The sequence below is a fragment of the Actinokineospora xionganensis genome, from assembly GCF_014323725.1.
In the GTDB taxonomy this organism is placed as follows: Bacteria; Actinomycetota; Actinomycetes; order Mycobacteriales; family Pseudonocardiaceae; genus Actinokineospora; species Actinokineospora xionganensis.
This window is the reverse complement of the sequence record NZ_JABVED010000004.1, coordinates 139,204-156,697: the sequence shown is the minus strand read 5'-3', so window position 1 is coordinate 156,697 and position 17,494 is coordinate 139,204. Positions and strand designations below refer to the sequence as shown.

General features: G+C 70.1%; 13 protein-coding genes. 9 read left to right on the top strand and 4 right to left on the bottom strand.

Features of this window, described 5'->3' with window-relative positions; all coding sequences use genetic code 11:
* The first annotated feature begins 10 nt into the window (after positions 1-10).
* The gene (locus tag GPZ80_RS09430) at positions 11-979 is read left to right on the top strand and encodes a YdcF family protein (protein WP_312880223.1); all 969 of its coding nucleotides are present in this window, start codon (positions 11-13) and stop codon (positions 977-979) included.
* 36 nt (positions 980-1,015) lie between these two features.
* On the top strand, positions 1,016-1,714 hold the full coding sequence (locus GPZ80_RS09425; RefSeq protein WP_187219911.1) for a hypothetical protein: 699 nt from the start codon (positions 1,016-1,018) through the stop codon (positions 1,712-1,714).
* A 117-nt stretch (positions 1,715-1,831) separates the two neighbouring features.
* Here the strand turns inward: GPZ80_RS09425 and GPZ80_RS09420 are convergent, their stop codons facing one another.
* The 3 genes from GPZ80_RS09420 to GPZ80_RS09410 form a co-directional block, all read right to left on the bottom strand.
* A complete protein-coding gene (locus GPZ80_RS09420; RefSeq protein WP_187219910.1) occupies positions 1,832-2,413 on the bottom strand; it encodes a superoxide dismutase family protein in 582 nt (193 codons plus the stop codon).
* Between the two features lie 223 nt (positions 2,414-2,636).
* Entirely contained in the window at positions 2,637-3,092 is a 456-nt protein-coding gene (locus GPZ80_RS09415) for a (2Fe-2S)-binding protein (RefSeq protein ID WP_187219909.1), read from the bottom strand.
* Between the two features lie 11 nt (positions 3,093-3,103).
* Positions 3,104-5,305 carry a xanthine dehydrogenase family protein molybdopterin-binding subunit gene (locus tag GPZ80_RS09410; protein ID WP_187219908.1) on the bottom strand — a complete coding sequence of 734 codons (2,202 nt, stop codon included), beginning with the start codon at positions 5,303-5,305 and terminating at the stop codon, positions 3,104-3,106.
* A 666-nt stretch (positions 5,306-5,971) separates the two neighbouring features.
* On the opposite strand from GPZ80_RS09410, the gene GPZ80_RS09405 reads away from it, so the two are divergent.
* The 7 genes from GPZ80_RS09405 to GPZ80_RS09375 all read left to right on the top strand — a co-directional run bounded on the left by GPZ80_RS09405 (position 5,972) and on the right by GPZ80_RS09375 (position 15,815).
* Positions 5,972-8,512 carry a sensor histidine kinase gene (locus GPZ80_RS09405; RefSeq protein ID WP_187219907.1) on the top strand — a complete coding sequence of 847 codons (2,541 nt, stop codon included), beginning with the start codon at positions 5,972-5,974 and terminating at the stop codon, positions 8,510-8,512.
* The gene (locus tag GPZ80_RS09400) at positions 8,509-8,937 is read left to right on the top strand and encodes a roadblock/LC7 domain-containing protein (RefSeq protein ID WP_187219906.1); all 429 of its coding nucleotides are present in this window, start codon (positions 8,509-8,511) and stop codon (positions 8,935-8,937) included. Before GPZ80_RS09405 ends, GPZ80_RS09400 begins: the two co-directional genes overlap by 4 nt.
* Complete coding sequence (locus GPZ80_RS09395; protein WP_187219905.1) at positions 8,934-9,302, top strand: DUF742 domain-containing protein; 369 nt, start codon at positions 8,934-8,936, stop codon at positions 9,300-9,302. The genes GPZ80_RS09400 and GPZ80_RS09395 overlap by 4 nt, the downstream gene beginning before the upstream one ends.
* The gene (locus tag GPZ80_RS09390; protein WP_187219904.1) at positions 9,283-9,861 is read left to right on the top strand and encodes a GTP-binding protein; all 579 of its coding nucleotides are present in this window, start codon (positions 9,283-9,285) and stop codon (positions 9,859-9,861) included. The genes GPZ80_RS09395 and GPZ80_RS09390 overlap by 20 nt, the downstream gene beginning before the upstream one ends.
* 425 nt (positions 9,862-10,286) lie before the next feature.
* Positions 10,287-13,424, top strand: coding sequence for an AfsR/SARP family transcriptional regulator (locus GPZ80_RS09385; protein WP_187219903.1), 3,138 nt, complete (start codon positions 10,287-10,289; stop codon positions 13,422-13,424).
* A gap of 432 nt (positions 13,425-13,856) precedes the next feature.
* Entirely contained in the window at positions 13,857-14,768 is a 912-nt protein-coding gene (locus GPZ80_RS09380) for a hypothetical protein (protein WP_187219902.1), read from the top strand.
* A 27-nt stretch (positions 14,769-14,795) separates the two neighbouring features.
* A complete protein-coding gene (locus GPZ80_RS09375) occupies positions 14,796-15,815 on the top strand; it encodes a hypothetical protein (protein WP_187219901.1) in 1,020 nt (339 codons plus the stop codon).
* Between the two features lie 72 nt (positions 15,816-15,887).
* On the opposite strand, the gene GPZ80_RS09370 is transcribed toward GPZ80_RS09375, so the two are convergent.
* On the bottom strand, positions 15,888-17,492 hold the full coding sequence (locus GPZ80_RS09370) for a condensation domain-containing protein (RefSeq protein WP_187219900.1): 1,605 nt from the start codon (positions 17,490-17,492) through the stop codon (positions 15,888-15,890).
* Positions 17,493-17,494 lie beyond the last annotated feature (2 nt).

Sequence of the window (17,494 nt, the reverse complement as noted above, 5' to 3'; positions counted from 1 at the left end):
TGTTGTGCCCGTGACGTTCGGACTGCTCGCCATCCTGCCCGCCATCCTGTTCGCGGTGGGCATGGCCCGCGACCGCCGCAGGATCGGCAACGCCGTCTGGCTGGGTCTCACGCTGATGTTCCTGCTGCTGTGGGCCCTGTCGTCCGCGGCGGAGGAAGTGGTCGGCGTCGGTGTCGTGGTGGTGTTGCTGCTGCTGGCCTTGGCGTTGCCGGTCGCGCTGGTGGTCAACGGACTGTTCATGGTCCTGCGCGAGGGCCGCAGGCTCGGCAACCTGCTGTCCCTGCTGACCGGCTTCGGCATCCTGGGGCTCGACGCGGTCTTCCTGATCGCGGCCGCGGACGAGGTCGGCTGGATCGCCGTCACCTCGGGTGCGCTGGTCGTCGTCGTGGGGTACGTCGGGTTCCTGTTCGGAAGCCTGCTGCTGTACGCGATCATCTACGGCCGCACCGGCCGACGGTCCGGGTTCGACGCGGTCATCGTCCTGGGGTCCGGCCTCATCGGCGACCGAGTGCCACCTCTTCTGGCCAGTCGCCTCGACCGTGGCGCGGAGATCTTCCGCCGCAGCGCGGACCGGTCACCGCGACTCGTCGTCTCCGGCGGCCAGGGTCGGGACGAACTGGTCTCCGAAGCCGCCGCTATGCGGGACTACCTGGTGGCCAGGACGATCCCGCCCGAGGCCATCCTGGTGGAGGACGCGGCGACCACCACCGAGGAGAACCTCCGCCTCAGCCTCGCCCTGCTCGATCCCCCGACCGACCGGGTCGCCGCCGTCACCAACAACTTCCACGTTTTCCGCACCGCCATGGTGGCCCGATCCCTGCGCCTGCCGGTGGACGTGATCGGCTCGCCGACAGCCTTCTACTTCCTGCCCAGCGCGTTCCTGCGCGAGTTCGTCGCCATCATGATCCGGCACAGGGGCGCCCACGTGGTGGCCTGTGGACTCCTCGTGGCGGCGTACCTGCTGCTGGTGCTCGGATAGGGTGCCCACCGGTTGTCACGGGTGGAGAGGAACAGGATGAACACGGTCCCGGTGTTGGCCGCGGCGGTGTCGGTCGGCGGAGCGGTCGTCACCGCGGTGCTCGGCACGGTCTTCGAACGCCGCCGCACCCGGGCGCAGCGGCGGGCTCGGCTGCGCCACCTCGCGAGCCGGTACAACGTGCCCCTGCTGCAGGCCGCACATACCTTGCGGGTCAGGCTGGGCAACACGGTCGCCGGGCAGATCAAGGAGTTCCGCGAAGGCTCCGAGCGGTTCCAGGACTACGCTCGATACGAGACCCTGTACCGGTTGGCCCGGTACCTGTGCATCGTCCAGATCATGTGGCGCGAGGTCGACTTCCTGGACTTGGGGCGCCGCAAGCACAACCGGGAATTGATCAAACGACTCACGGCGGTGGGCACCACCTTGTCCGACCGCGGCCTGGGCACTTTCCTGATCCTGGGCGGCGAGCAACGCGCCATCGGCGACCTGATGATCGACCCGGACAGCCCGGCCGACGGCCCCCCGCAATGCGTCAGCTTCCCGGTGTTCCGAGACCGAATGCGAGACGACACCCGCTTCGCCGCCTGGTTCAAGCCGCTCTTGGACGACATCGACACGCTGCTCGCCACCGAGCAGGTCCCACCCCGCCTCGACCGCACCGCCGCGGCCTTGGACGACCTGACCGACTTCCTGGACAAACGCAAGATCGGCCTACCTTGGGCAGACGCGGCGTAGGGACACCCACCCGCGGCTGCCCAAGAGGACCGTGACGGCGGACGACCACGGCTACAACGTATCCGCAGCCGTCCGCGTCAGGTGACCGGATGTCAAGAACTCGGGGAGGCGGAACAGTTACTTGAGGGTGATGCAGCCCAGTCGCGCGCCCGCGGTGCCGGCGTGGCCCGCGTGGGTCTGCGTCGCCTTCTCGTGGATCACCACGGAGGCGGGCTTGCGGTCGGTGAGCTTCCAGTCCACTGTGGAGGTGGCAGTGGCGCTGCCGGTCGCGTCGGTGGTGAGGTCCAACCAGATCTCGTTCTTGGCGTTGGCGTAGGCGGGGTCGACCGACGGGGTCACCGGGTCGGCCTTGTCCTGGAAGTGCGGGCCCGCGGCGTCGCCCTTCTCGCCGCAGGGCTTCACGTGGGCGTGGGCGCCGTAGGCCCGGTTGGGGAGCAGGCCTGTGACTTTGAGCTCCGTGCGCACGCCGCTGTCCGAGGCGTTCACCACGGCCTCCGCGGAGGACCCGGCGGGCAGCAGTTCCGCGTTGTACACGGTTGCCGCGCCATCAGGTGCGAAGGCGGCGAAGGTGCCGCCGCCGCGCAGAGCCGGGGCCGGGGCGTTCGACGACGGCGACTCGGCCGCGGGCGGGGTGTCGGTCTGACCGCATCCGGCGAGCAGCAGGGCGGTGGCCAGAATGGACAGTGTGCGGGCGGACATTGAGCCTCCTTGATCGGCCGGAGCCGTTCACCGCGCTCCGAGGGGGATCCGATAGGGCTCAGAGATTAGCCTACTGGTGAGTAGAACTTTCGCCGGGGTACTCCGAATAGTCCAAAAGGGACATGGGCCGATTGGCTGTACACCTTGCATGTCAAGGGTTTGAGCAAACGACGATGCCCGGCGGTCGTCGCGACCCGCCGGGCTGTCCACTGTGGATGAATGACTACATGGCCGCGGACGCGCGCTTGATGGCGTCGCGGATGCGGCAGTAGGTGCCGCAGCGGCAGACGTTCTCGATCGCGTCGATCTCGGCGTCGGTCGGCGTCTTGTTCGTCTTCAGCAGGGCGGCCGCGGCCATGATCTGGCCGGGCTGGCAGAACCCGCACTGCGCGACGTCCTCATCGAGCCAGGCCTGCTGGACCGGGTGCAGTTCGTCCCCGTCGGCCAGGCCCTCGATCGTGGTGATCTTGCGGCCGCCGCACTCCGAGACCGCGACGGTGCACGGCTGGAACTCCTTGCCGTCGAGGTGACTGGTGCATGCCCGGCACGCCCCGACACCGCAGCCGTACTTCGGCCCCGTGAGGCCGAGCCGCTCGCGCAGCACCCAGAGCAGCGGCGTGTCCGCGGGCGCCTCGACCGCGACCGGCTTGCCGTTGACGTTGAACCTGTACGTGGGCACGGACGTACTCCTCAGAAGTTGATCGGGAAGCTGCGCGGCTTGGTTCCGGTCGCCCTGGCGTAGGCGTTGGCCACCGCCCCCGCCGCCGCGGGCACACCGAGTTCGCCCGCGCCACCGGGTTCGCCGGTCGGGGGCATCACGAACACGTCGAGCTTGATCGGCGCGTCCTTCTGCCTCGCGTAGCGGAAGTCGGCGTAGCTCTTCTCCCGGACCTTGCCCGCGTCGAGGTGCACGCCCGCCTGCAGGACGGTTGAGATCGCGTCCATCAGCCCGCCCATCATCTGGGCCTTGAGACCAGTCGGGTTGATCGCCAGACCCACGTCGACCGCGATGGTCGCCCGGGTCACCCTGGGCGCCTTCGGGTCGGTGGCGTTGATCTCCACCAGGCACGCGGTGACCGACCGGTACTCCTCGTGCACCGCGACACCCTGCGCCCAGCCGCGCGGCATCGCCTTGCCCCACTGGCCTTCCTTGGCGACCTTGGCCAGCACGTCCTTGGCCCGCTTGGACTTCAGCACCGACATCCGGAACTGCACCGGGTCCTTGCCCATCTTCGCGGCGAGCTCGTCGACGACCACTTCCTCGGCCGTGCGCAGGCCCGCCGAGTACACCGAGCGCCAGCTGCCGGTGTGCACCGGAACGGGAACCTCGGTCAACAGCTGCGTGACAAGTCCGAAGTGGTACGGGTTGGACGCCGAGAGGTGGAAGAACAGCAGCCCGTCGCCGGGGCCGGAGACGGCGGCGCCGCTGGCGGAGACGATCTCACCGAAGCCGTGCTTGAGGTCGGTCTCGACCGAGGCCATCCGGTGCTCGAAGGACAACACCTCGCCGAGCAGGTAGGTCGCCCTGATCTTGTGGTGCGACGCGGGCCGCAGCCTGCCGTGGCGCACGTCGTCGGTGCGGGTCCACATCAGCCGGACCGGCCTGCCGATCTTCTTGGAGACCAGCGCTGCCTCGACGGCGGGCTCCCAGAACAGCCTGCGGCCGAACGAGCCGCCCGCGCGCAGGACGTGGAGCTTGACTTTCGACGAGGGCAGGCCGATGGCGCCCGCGACGTCGTTCTGGGCCATGATCGGCGACTGGCAGGCCACCCACACCTCGGCGCCGTCCTCGCGGACGTCGGCGATGGCGCTGTGCACCTCCATCGGCGCGTGGCTGACGAAACCGAAGTCGAAGCTCGCGTCGAGGTGGTTGGTCAGCAGCCGGGGGACGGCGAGCGGCGCGGTCGAGGCGCGCAGCTTGGTACGGATGTCGGCGTCGGACAGCCCGACCGCGGGCCCGTTCTTCCAGGTGATCACGAGCGCGTCGCGGCCCTTGAGCGCCAGGTCGATGGTCTCGGCGCTGACCGCGACACCGCTGGGGATCTGGGTCACCGCGACCACGCCGGGGATGGCCAGGGCGGGTGCGGCGTCGAACGAGACGACCGTGCCCTTGATCGTCGGCGGCCGCGCGACCACGGTCGCCAGCGCGCCCTCGATCGTCATGTCCATGGCGTACTCGGCCTTGCCGGTGACGATGTCACGGGCGTCCATGCGGCCGGTCGGCTTGCCGATCAGGGTGTAGCCCGAGGCGTCCTTCGGCGCGGTGGACACCGCGGTGCTGGTGGTCGACGCGGCGGCCGAGGCCAGTGAACCGAAGCTTTCGCTGCGCCCGTCGGGCGCCCACACCGCGGAGTCACGAGTGGTCAGCGTGCCCGCTTCGACACCGAGACGCCTCGCGGCGGCGGTGATCAGCCGCGCGCGGGCGGTCGCGGCGATCCCGCGCAGCGGGCTCCACAGCGTCCGGACCCCGGTCGATCCCGCGGTGAACTGGTTCCACAGGAACTCGGGCTTGGCGTCGGAGAGCTCCACCGCGACGTCCGAGAGCCGGGCGCCCAGCTCCTCGGCGATGATCATGGCCGCGGTCGTGGTGATGCCCTGGCCGGACTCGGCGCGGGGGAGTTCGAACCGGACCCGGCCGTCGTCTTCGACCCGCAGCACCATCGACCACGCCGTCGGCTTGGTCGCCAGTGTGATGACGTCACCGAGGTCGAGGAGCTCGGAGGGCGCGGGGAGACTCGGCAGGGCGTCGGCGACCGGGTCGAAGGTGTACTTCGCGGCGACGGTGAGAGTCGGGGCGGCGACCAGGAACGTGAGGAACTTGCGCCTGCCGACCCTCGGCTTGGCGTCCGGGGATTCCTCCGTGCGGGCAGTCGGCTCGCCGGGGCCTGCCATCCGAACTCCTTCCGGGAATGCGCGGCAGGAGCGTTAATCCCGGTCCGCACGCTGGTTCAACTGCGAAAACGCGCGATCCGTGAGCATCCCGGTCGCGCGGTGGTCTAGTTTTTATCACATCGGAAATACAATGGGTAAAGCGGTCTCGGGTCTGAAAGAAAGAAGCCTCTTGCTATTTACGCGGGCGGCACGAACAACCGACAACACGGTGTGTGATGTGATCAGCACCTTGCCGTCGGTGGTCGACCGACACTCTACGTACGCCCACACGGGAAGGGCGATCCCCCGTTCGGAGTAATCAAGACTAGGCCATTTGGTGAAGCTACCCTGGAGTATCACCCGTAAGGGTGATCTGCTATAAGTTCTCGGACCACCTCTTCGAAGCTTGCAGAAAATCCTGGCCCGCGGCCCGCGGGTGCCGGCAATCCCGGCCCCGACGCGCCCTCTAATGCGGGCGCCCCGCTCGCCTATAGCCGCGCCCCGCGCATTGTTTGACGTCATACCGATTCATCCCTACGGTGTGTTTCCATTCATAGCCGCGCAACGATCGTTCGGCTCGATCGTTACGGCTGGGACGGCAAAGATCACAACGGCGATGGGACGCGTCCGGACCGGCGAGTTCGCCCGGTTCAGATGATGATCATGGAAGGATCCGGGGCGACGGCCATGCAGAGACTGAACCGGTTACGCGGGTCGGGCACGATCCAGTCCCGGGTGCTGGCCATCGCCTTGATCCCGTCGATCGCGATCCTGCTCGTGGGTGTGGCTCTCTCCGTCTACCTGGCCTACCAGGGTGTGAGCACGCAGTCCTTCGCGGACAACGTGCGCGGCGCGCTCGGTCCCAGCTCACGGGTGATCGTCGCGGTCCAGGAGGAACGCCGCCTGACCACGCTGCAGGTGACCGGCTCCGGAGGCGACCCGGGCGCGCTCGACCGCCAGCGGCGCGAGGTGGACACGGCGGTCAAGGAACTCGCCGCCACGACCGAGGCGCTCGCCGCGGACGCCCCTGACGAGCTCAGCCGCCCCCTGGAGCGGCTCAACGAGACCGCGCGCGAACTGCCCGCGACCCGTCAGCTGGTGGACAGCGGCACCGCGACCGTGCAGCAGGTCTATGACTTCTACGGCGAGCTCGTCGACTTCGTCGGCGAGGGTGTGCAGGGCATCGCGCGCTCGGCGACCGACGCCGAGGTCGGCTTCGAGCAGATGATCAGCTCCGAGCTGTTCCGATCGGTCGAGGCGCAGGCGCGCTCGCACGTGCTCGTCGAGCGGGCCATGGCCAACGGTCTCGACACCAAGGAGTTCCACGAGCTCGCCCACCAGATGGGTACCTACCACGAGCTCATCGAGACGATCGTGCCGCGGCTGACCGAGCAGGAGCGCAAGCAGTACACCGCCCTCAAGGCGACGCCGAACTGGAAGACCCTGGTCGCAGGTGACGACTCCATCATGGCCAAGGGCCCCGGAAAGCACGAGGTCCCGTTCGACGTCGCCGCCTGGGAGGATGCCAACCGCAAGGTCTCCGCGGGCCTGATCGACCTGTACAAGTCGCACTCGTCCTACGCGGCCGACCTGGGCACCGACAGCGGCAGCCGCGTGCTGGCGACGTCGCTGGCCGCCGGTCTGACGATTCTCCTTGTCGCGATCGCCGCGATGCTGATCGCGCTGCGCCTCTCGCGCAGCCTCATCCGCAGGCTCACCAGGCTGCGCGTGGAGACCCTTGACGTCGCCGAGCACAAGCTGCCCGACGTGATCGACCGGCTCGGCCGCGGCGAGCGGGTCGACGTCGAGGCCGAACTGCCGCTGTTCGACCACGGCGACGACGAGATCGGCCAGGTCGCGAACGCTTTCGGCAAGGCTCAGCGCACCGCCGTGGCGGCCACGGCGAAGGAAGCCGAGATCCGCCAGGGTGTCCGCTCGGTGTTCCTCAACATCGCCCACCGCAGCCAGGTCATGGTGCACCGCCAGCTCAAGGTGCTCGACAAGGCCGAGCGCTCCGAAGACGATCCGGACCAGCTCGCCCTGCTCTTCCAGCTAGACCACCTCGCCACCCGAAGCAGGCGCAACGCCGAGAGTCTGATCATTCTCGGCGGCAAGCAGCCGGGTCGGCGGTGGCGCAACCCGGTCGCCCTGCTCGACGTCGTGCGGAGCGCGGTCGCCGAGACCGAGGACTACGAGCGGGTCAACACCGGAAAGCTGCCCGAGGTGTCGCTGCAGGGCGCGGTCGTCGCCGACCTCATCCACCTGCTCGCCGAGCTGATCGACAACGCGACGTCGTTCTCCCCGCCGGAGACGCACGTCGACGTGGTCGGCACCCTGGTCGGGCGCGGTGTCGTGATCGAGATCGAGGACCAGGGCCTCGGTATCGAAGAGGACCAGCTCGAGGACTTCAACCGCAGGCTGCAGAGCCCGCCCGACTTCGGCGTGATGGCGCTGTCCGGCGAGTCGCGCATCGGCCTGTTCGTGGTCGGGCGGCTGGCCACCCAGCACGGCATCAAGGTCGCGCTGCGCGAGTCGATCTACGGCGGTGTACGCGCGGTCGTCCTCGTGCCGAACAGTGTTGTCGTCCGCGAGCCCGGGCGGACCGGTGAGCCCGCCCCGGCGCCCGAGCCGGTCACTCCCGAGCCGACGAGACCGGATCCGCTGCACCGCCGCACTAGCGGCCAGCTCCCGATCGGCCGGGTCGCCGAGCCCGCGCCCGCCTTGGAGAGCAACGGCTTCTCGACCTGGATGACGCCCGCCGACGAGCAGGCAGCCCCGGCGACCAGCTCCAACGGCAACGGCAACGGCAACGGTAGAGCGAAGGCGGGCGGCGACTTCGCCAATCCGTCCATTGTGGACAAGCTGGACCGGGCGGGTGGCGCGCCAACGCAGCGCATCCCGCAGACCCCGCTCGAGCCGCCGCGGTCCACCAAGCCCGCGCCGAGCAAGCAGGCGTCGCCGCCCGCGTCGGTCGAGCCGCCGCGGCTGCCCGCGGCGCCGAACAAGCACACGGCTCCGCTCGCGCGGCGGACACCGCGGGCCAATCTCGCCGCACAGCTGCGCAAAGAACCTGGTCAGGCCCCCGCCGATCCCGCGCCGCCCGCTTCCATTCCCACGCCCGAGCGTTCTCGTGCGAGCATGTCGGCGTTCCAGCGCGGCACGCGACGGGCGCGTGCGGGAGAGCCGGAGACGGGTGCCCGACCAGGCAGGCCAGGGGAGGAAACATGACGGGCATGTCGACGAACAAGAACCTGGACTGGCTGCTCGACGACTTGGTGCAGCGTGTCGGCGACGTCGACAGAGCTGTGCTGCTGTCGGCGGACGGCCTGATGATCGGGAAGTCGAGAACCCTGGCCCAGGCCGACGCCGAGCACCTCGCCGCGGTCGCGTCGGCGTTCCAGAGCCTGGCCACCGGGGCGGGCAGGCACTTCGGCGGCGGTGACGTCTACCAGACCGTCGTGGAGATGCAGCACGCGTTCATGATGGTCACCGCCGCGGGCACCGGCGCGTGCATCGCCGTGCTCGCCGCGCAGGACTCGGACCTGGGGATCATCGCCTACGAGGTCAACCGCATGGTGACCAGAGTCGGGAGTTACCTCACCTCCGCGCCGCGGTCGGCGGTCGCGGGTCCGGCGGCGCCGTCGGTGTCATGATCGACAACGGCGACGACGAGGCCTGGTTCGACGAGGACGCCGGGCCGCTGGTCCGCGCGTACGCGGTCACCCGCGGCCGCACCAAAACCGGCACCACCCAACTCGACTTGATCACTTTGGTTGCCGCGACGGGCCTGCAGGCGCAACAGTTGGGACCAGAGCACGACAGCGTGCTCGCGGTGTGCGTGGAGCAGCAGTCAGTCGCCGAAGTCGCGGCGAAGGTCGGGCTCGCGCTCGGCGTGGTGAAGGTGCTGATCAGCGACCTGATCGAGCGGAACTGCCTGATGGTGCGCTCGCGCCAGAACGCGGTCGAGCCGGACCTCGAGATGATGCAGAAGGTGCTGGATGGAATCCGCAGGCTCTGAACCGAAGACCGCCGTCCCCGACGCCACCGCGGTGAAGGTGCTGGTGGCGGGCGGGGTCGGGACGGACACGCCCGCGCTGGTCGGCTCCGTCAGCGACATCCCGCTGCTGCACGTCGAGGAGTTCTTCGTCGTCGGTGGGGTGGCCGACCTGGCCTCGGTCGGGGTCGACCTGGGTCGGATCACGATCAGCCCGGAGCTGATGCTCTACCTGTTCGGCACCTCCACGGAGGACCGGTCCTGGTTCCTGTGGGACGAGCTGTCCACCGGCGCCCTCGGCGCGATCGTGCTGGCCGACGCCCGCGCGCTCGAGGACTCCGCGGCCGCCGTCGACTTCTTCCGCGGCCGCGGCATCCCGTTCGTGGTCGGCCTCGACGGCGTGCAGGGCGGCAGGCCGCCCGAGGCGGACGAGGTCCGCGCGACCCTCGGCCTGGCCCCGACCGTCCCCGTGCGACTGTGCGGTGGGGCGCGGCGCGAGTCCACCAAGCAGCTGTTGATCGCGCTCGTGGAGAGTCTCATGGCCGCGGCGCGGACGGCGCCCCCGGTCACCGCGATTCGCTGAATACCGGCCAGTCGGGTCCATCGGGGACACCCGCGGGGCGGACCGACAGTCCATTGTGGTCGGTGAGTTCGTCGCCCGCGACCGCGAATCGGTCCGCCGTCGAATGGTGTCGCGACGCGACGCGGGGGCCCGACGGTGGCGAAGCGAGTGGCCCAAGGGGGGCGTTTCCACCGCTTGGGCTAATAGATCGGCGCGTATGCCGGGTGGCCCATTGCGACCCCTCTCACCCTTTCGCCGAATGCGGGTGAATTCGCGCGGATCTTCACCGGTTCCCGCCCGCGGTGCTAGCGTTCCCATTGTCGGCGCAAATTCCCTACTGGAAAGTAAGGAGCGGGCGCCCCGCGGGGGACACCTGTCATCGCCGTCGTAGCGCGACCGTCGACCGAATAGGCGAGCGCGCTTACCGCTGTTCGCAAGGGGGTCGTGTGGGGTTAAGAATTCTTGGACCCCTTGAGCTCGTCGCAGGCGGGTCCTCGTTCAAGATCGGCGGGCCGCGCGACCGAATCGTGTTGGCGACGCTCGCGCTGCGGGTGAACCGGGTGACCTCCGTCGAGCAGTTGATGGACGCGGTGTGGGGCGAGTCCCCGCCGTCCACGGCACGTGGTCAGATCCAGGGGTGCATCTCCGGGTTGCGCAAGCTGTTCTGCGACGCGGGCAGGCCCGAGGCGATCAAGACCCGGTCGTCGGGATACCTCCTGGTGCTGCCGGACACCGAGTTGGACAGCGAGGCCTTCGCCAAGGCGGTCCGCACCGCGCACGGCCAGGCGGCCGACGGCAAGGCCGCGGAGGCGGCGGCGACCCTGCGCGACGCGCTCGACCTGTGGCGGGGACCCGCCCTCGACGGCGTGCAGAGCGACGTCGTGCGCCGGGCCGCCTCGCCGCTCGACGAGCTGCGGCTCGCGGCCATCGAGGAGCGGACCCGGCTCGACCTCGAACTGGGCAGGCACGAGGAGCTCACGGCGGACCTGCGCGCACTGATCGTCGAGCACCCCCTTCGAGAGCGGCTCTACGGCTTCCTGATGCTCGCGCTCTACCGGTCCGGGCGGCAGGCGGAGGCCCTGGAAGTGTTCCGCCGGGCCAGGTCGACGCTCATCGCCGAGTTGGGGATCGAGCCGTGCCAGGAACTGCGCGACGTCGAGCGCGCGGTGCTCAACCGCGCCCCCGCGCTCGACTTGCCCGCCCGGGCCGAGCAGCCGCCCGCCGCGGCGGGCGAGAAGCAGCGCACCAGCCCACGCCAGTTGCCGAGCAGCATCGCGGACTTCATCGGTCGCGGCGAGCACCTCGCCGAGATCAGGCGCGTCCTCTCCGCGGCGCGGCACTCGGCGACGCCCCGCTACGCCGTGCCCATCATCGCCATCTCCGGGCGCGGCGGGGTCGGGAAGTCCACCCTCGCCCTGCGGGTCGCCCATGAGCTGGGTGAGGACTTCCCGGACGGCCATCTCTACGCCGACCTGCAGGGACTCGTCGGCGACGACCGCACCACCGTGTTGCTCGCGCGCTTCCTGCGCGGGCTCGGACTCAGCGGCTCGGCGATCCCGGACGACCAGGCCGAGCGGGCCGAGACCTTCCGCAGCAGGCTGGCGGGAAAGCGGTTGCTGCTCGTTCTCGACGGCGTGACCAGCGAACAGCAGGTGTCGCCGCTGCTGCCGGGCAGCCCGAGTTGCGCGGTGATCGTCACCAGCCGGGTCCGGCTCAGCGGACTGTCCGGGGCGAACTGGATCGACCTGGACGCGTTCGACAACGACACGTCCATGGAACTGCTGGGCAAGATCGTGGGTCCTGACCGGCTCGCGGCCGAGCCTGCCGCGGCCGACGAACTGGCCCGATACTGCGGTGGGCTGCCCCTGGCGCTGCGGATCGCGGGCGCGCGGCTGGCGTCGCGGCCGCGGTGGCCGATCACCGAGCTGACCAGGAGGCTCAAGAACGAGGTGGGCAGACTCGACGAGTTCAGCCACCACGGACTCGAGCTGCGCTCCAGCATCGGCCTGGCGTACCGGAGCCTGCCCGACGGGGCGAAGCGGCTGTTCCGGCTGCTGGCGCTGATGCGCGTCCCGAGCCTGCCGGGCTGGACGGCCGCGGCCCTGCTCGACACCGACCTCGCCCGGGCCGAGGACATGCTGGAGCGGCTCGTCGACGCGCAGATGCTGGACATGGTCCACGGCCCGTCCGGTGACATCCGCTACCGGTTCCACGACCTGATCCGGGTCTACGCCAGGGAACGGTTGACGGAGGCCGAGACCGAGGCCGAGCGGCACGCGGCCCTCGGCCGGGTCCTCGGATCGTGGCTGGCCTTGGCGGAACTGGCGCACCGGCGCGAGTACGGCGGGGACTACACGATCCTGCACGGCGCCGCCCCGCGCCACGACGTGGCCGAGTGGGCGGAGACCGAACTCGCCGAGAACCCGATGGTGTGGCTGGAGAACGAGCGTGCCGCGCTCGTCGCCGCGGTGCGACAGGCCGCCGCGGCGGGCATGGACGAGCTCTGCTGGGATCTCGCGCTCACCCTGGTCAGCTTGTTCGAGGTCAAGGGCAACCTCGACGACTGGCGGGAGACGACGAACCTCGCGCACGCCGCGTCGCGGCTCGCGGGCAACCAGACCGGCTGCGCGGCGATGCTGTACTCGCTCGGCACCCTGCACATGTTCCAGAAGCGCACGGCCGAGGCGGCCGGCTCCTTCGCCGAGGCGCTGCAGATCTTCACCGCCTGCGGGAACGCGCACGGGCAGGCGCTGGTGCTGCGCAACGCCGCCTTGGTGGACCGCGTGCTGGGCAACTTCGAGGACATGCTGGCCAAGTACGAGGAAGCCCTGGTCAAGATGCGCGCGGTCGGCGACGTGATCGGCGAGGCGAACATCCTGCGGAGCATGGCGAAGTTCCGGATCGACGAGGGCGACCTGCCGGTGGCGGAGCAGATGCTCACCGCCGCCCTCGAGTTGTGCAGGCAGGCCAACTACCTGCGGGGCGAGGCCCAGGTGGTCAGCCGGTTCGCCGAACTGTACTTGCGCACCGGGCAGATCCTGCTCGCCAGGAGGGCGCTGCACCGGGTGCTGTGCACCGTTCGGGAGATCGGCGACCGGGTCGGCGAGGCACACGCGCTCTACTGGCTCGGCATCGTCCGCGGCCGGGAGGGCCGGATGGACAGCGCCGAGACGACGCTGCTGCACGCGCTGGCGACCGCCCAGCGCGTCGGCGACCGGATGATCGAGGGGCAGTCCCACTACGCGCTCGGTGAGTTGTGCCTGGCCAGGGGCGACAACACCACGGCGGCGGAGAATCTGGCCCGGTCGCTGGACCTGTTCACCGATCTCGGCTCCACCCTGTGGCAGGCCAAGACGCTCATCCTGCTCTCCGAGGTGCACGACTCGGCAGGCCACATCCGCCAGGCCGACCACGAGCTGACCCGGGCCGCCGCCCTGCTCTCGAAGATCGACTCCAAGGAAGCGGCCCTGCTGCTGTCGCGACTGGACACCGCCTCCTCGTTGGTGGCCGCCGACGGCGTCGCCACTGTGCTGGGTGCGGGCAGCGGGCCGATCCGGCGCTCGACCGAGGCGCGCGAGCACTGATCCGCCTTCGGCCGCGGGCGGATCGCGCGCCGCGGCCGAAGGCGACGGGCGGTCAGTCCCAGGGGGAGTCGGCCAACCCGAACCACTCGACCGCGGTCATCGATAAGTATTCGCCCGATAGGGATTTGGCGTTCGGTGACGAATCCGCGGCAGCGTACGCCGACTGGCCCAACAGCAGCACGCCCGCGGCGCCAATGGCCAGGCAGGCAAGGGAAGTATTCCGCTTTCCGAACATAGTCGTACTCCAAATCTGAAATTGCTTCGGTTTTCTGCGCCTGATCGAGGGGCAGTCAACAGCGCGTCTTTTCCGATCGGCGTCTCGTCCGCTGTCGGTGCGTTTCCGTCGATCGAGAGCGGATGAGAAGGAAGCCAGAAGAAGCGTCCGGAAGATGGATCGAGACCGCTGTCTCGATCCGACCGGAGGCACCAGCGATGACAGGTCCGGCCCTGTTGCTCAGCGCGGACGACGTGGCGCTGGCCGTCGACGACCTGGACCTGCCCGCGCTGCTCGCCGGGGAACTGACCCGTCATGCCGACGAGGTGGGCGGTGTCCGGCGGGTGCCCGGCGGCAACGACGCCGACCAGGTCGCCTTCGAGGACGCGGCGGGAGGGGTCTTCCTGCTCCCCGCGGCCGACCTGCGCCTGGTTCGCGGCGCGGTGCTGGTCGCGCTGGCGGCCCGCGAACTGCACGTCCCCGGCGTGATCACGGCCGCTGTCTTCGGCTCGGCGGCCGTCGCGGGCCGATACCTGTCGGTCATCGCCCGGTGCGTGCCGAACCTCAGCCACGTCGCCTGGCACGGCGCCAGGACCGCCGGTCAGCTGGGCCAAGGGGTGCTCGACCGGCTCGAACTGGCCGGAATCGGCGTGACCGCGACCGACGACATGCGCCGGGCGGCGTTCGGCGCAGGCCTGCTTGTCCTGGCTCCCGGCGCGGACCCGCTGCGGATCGGACCGCTCTCCCCGGGAGTGCTGCTGGCCAACGCGACGGGCACGGACCTGCCCGACGAACTGCCTGCCGGGGCCGACCAGCTCTACGTCGATGACCTCGCGTTGGTCGACGAGAACGCGCACCGCAACTTCGTCGCGATGCGGCGCGAACGCCCCGAGGCCATCCGGCACCACGAAGGGTGGCACCGGCGTCAGTCGCGCTGGCGGGGGGAGCGGCGGATCGAGGCCGACCTCGGCGCCGTGCTGGCAGGCGCACACCCGGGCCGCACCCACGTCGACGACGTCGTGCTGGTGGAGCTGCTCGGCGCGGACGCGCTGGGCACGACACTGGCGGACGGCATCCGGCGGGTGGCGATCGAGAACGGGCTCGGCCGCCGCCTCACCCCGACCGAATAGGGACACCGCACGAAAAGTGGAGGACACATGCGATCGGACACTGTGGTACTGGCCGGGGAGAGACCGGCGACCGAAGACCACGTGGCGAGCGTCTACCGCTACGCCGTCCGCGCGGGTGCGATCGAGACGGTCCAGCGCGCCGCCGACACCCTCGGGCTGGAGTTGGCGGAGGCGGGCCGGGCTATCACGCAGCTGGTCGAGAGCAGGCTGCTGCGTGAGGAGCGCGGCGGACCGCACCAGTTCGTGCCCGTCGACCCGGAGATCGCCGCCGCGCTGCTGGTCAGTCCGATGGAGCGGGAGATCTACCAGCGCCGGGAGCTGATCGCGCAGATCAGGCAGCGCACCGAGATGTTCCGCCAGGACTACTCCCGCACGGGCGGGCTCACCTCCGAGTTCACCGCGATCGAGAACGTCGTCGGCTCGATGGAGGTGCGGGGCTATCTGAAGCTGGCGGGCGACGCCTGCCGCGGCACGATCATGCTGCTGTTGTCGGGCAAGCAGGACGCCGAGGACTTCGACGACTTCCACCAGGTGTGCTCGACCCTGCTCGATCGCGGGGTGCGCGTGCGGATCGTCTGCGGGCACCGCAACCGTGCCGACCTCACCACCCGGACGAAGATCAAGAATCTGACCGCGGCCGGGGCCGAGGTGCGCACGGTCACCCATGTCCCGCGCACCGCCGTGGTGATGGACCGCTCGCTGGCCATCCTGCTGGGCGCCGACGACAGCGGGGAGACCACGGCGTCGAGGGTGCGCAACGGCGAGGTCGTGGAGTTCCTGCTCGACGTCTTCGACCACCTGTGGGACGTGGCGACCCCGCTGGACTCGTTCGAGACCGGCTACGCCGACGTGGCCGACGACCTGCGGCAGACCATCGCGGGGCTGATGGCGAAGGGGTTCACCGACGAGGTGCTGGCCCGCAAGCTCGGGATGTCGCTGCGCACCTGCCGCAGACACATCGCCGCGTTGATGCGCGACCTCGACGCGGTGAGCCGGTTCCAGGCGGGTGTGCAGGCGGCCAGGCGGAGCCTGGTAGATCACGGATGACGACGCTCGGGCGTGGGCGTCGAGTCTTCGGGGAGGCTCGACGTCGATCCGGGCGGTCCCGCCCTTCGGGCGTCAGCCCAGCCAGGTGAGCCTGCCCGCCAGTGTCCGCAGGGGTGTGCCGTCGAGGAACTGGCGGACGCCCACCCCACCCCACCCGTGGTCGCGCAGCAGGGCCAGCACCCGGGGGACGCGCATCGTCCGTCCACCCGCGACGGTGTAGCAGCCGCTCGTGTCGACCTCGTGGTCGAGCCGGTTGGCCTGGCGCACCACGACGGCGAGGATTCGTTCGGCCGCCGGGTCCGGCGTGGGTGTCGACTCCCGGCGCGCGTTCGCCCGCGCCGGGTCGAAGCCGATCAGCCGGGCCATCTCGGTGAGCCGCAGGTCGGTCCCCGGCGGGTCGTGGGCGAGCACGACCGCCTCGTGGCCGAACAGGAACCGCCGCACGGCGTCGGCGTCGAACACCGTCGACATCGCGTCGAGCCCCAGGGCGACCGCGTCGCGCAGCTCATAGATCCGGAAGTAGCTGTCCGCGCCGTATTCGGCCCAAGTGGACGGACCGGTGTGCGAGCCGAACTTGGTGCGTTTGGCGTTGCTGCGCTGGGTGGCGTGGCTCAGGAAGTTCAGCTCCGAGCCGGTCCGCAGCTCCTCGCCGCGTCGGAAACTCTCCCGTGCCAACAGTTCCAGCAGCTCGTCGTAGGGCAGGTGGGTGTGCTCGGCGACCTGGTCGAAGCGCCGCGCCACCCGGCGCAGCAGCTCGCCGAACGTCGGATCGCCCTGGCAGTCCACCCGGGTCAGCAGCGGCGCGAACGCGCACGTCATCACGTCGGAGTAGCGGCCGGAGCCGCGGTTGCCCGCGAACGACAGGTGTGTGACCTCTGGACTGCCGGTGTAGGCGGCCATGGTCGCGGTGTACGCGGCCACATGCACCAGCGAGGGCCACACCTGGTGCCGTTCGGCGATCCGCCTGCTCGCGTCCAGCAGGGCGGGGGAGGTCAGTGTGGCGCCGTGGACCACCGGCACGGTCCGTGGCCCGCGCCGTGAACCGAGGGTGTCCGCGGCCATCCCGGCGATGTCCTCGCGCCAGAACGCCGCGGCCCGCTCCTTGGCCGCCGCGGCCTCGACGGAGGTCTCGAACCGGGCCAGGTCCAGCGGCTGGTGCCGCACCGGTTCCAGTGCCGCGGGTCTTCGGGCCGCTATCGCCGCGCCGAGCGCGGCCAGCTCCTGTTCGAACCGCAGGACGCTCCAGGCGTCGAACGCCATGTGGTTGAGGACCAGCACCAACGTCTTCGGCGTGCCCGCGCGGGTGATGACGCAGGCGCGGATCGGCCATTCCTTGGTGAGTTCGAACTCGGTGCGGGCGAGTTCGTCGACCACCTCGGCCGGTGTCGCGGTGCCGTCGCGTTCCATCGAGACGGTGACCACCGGGAGCGGCGCGGGCGGGTGCACCCGCTGCCACGGATCGGCGTCGGCGTCGAAGTGGTAGGTGGTGCGCAGCGCCTCGTGTCTGCGCACCAGGTAGTTGAGGGTGGTGCGGACCGCGGCGAGCGGAACACCTTGGGGCAGCTCGAAATGCCGGACGATGTGGGACTCGTGCCGCGCGTGCGCGGGCAGGTGTTGGTGGCGCAGCCAGACGTACCGCTGCCCCCAGCAGAGGTCCGCGCTCTTCTCGCCCGACACCC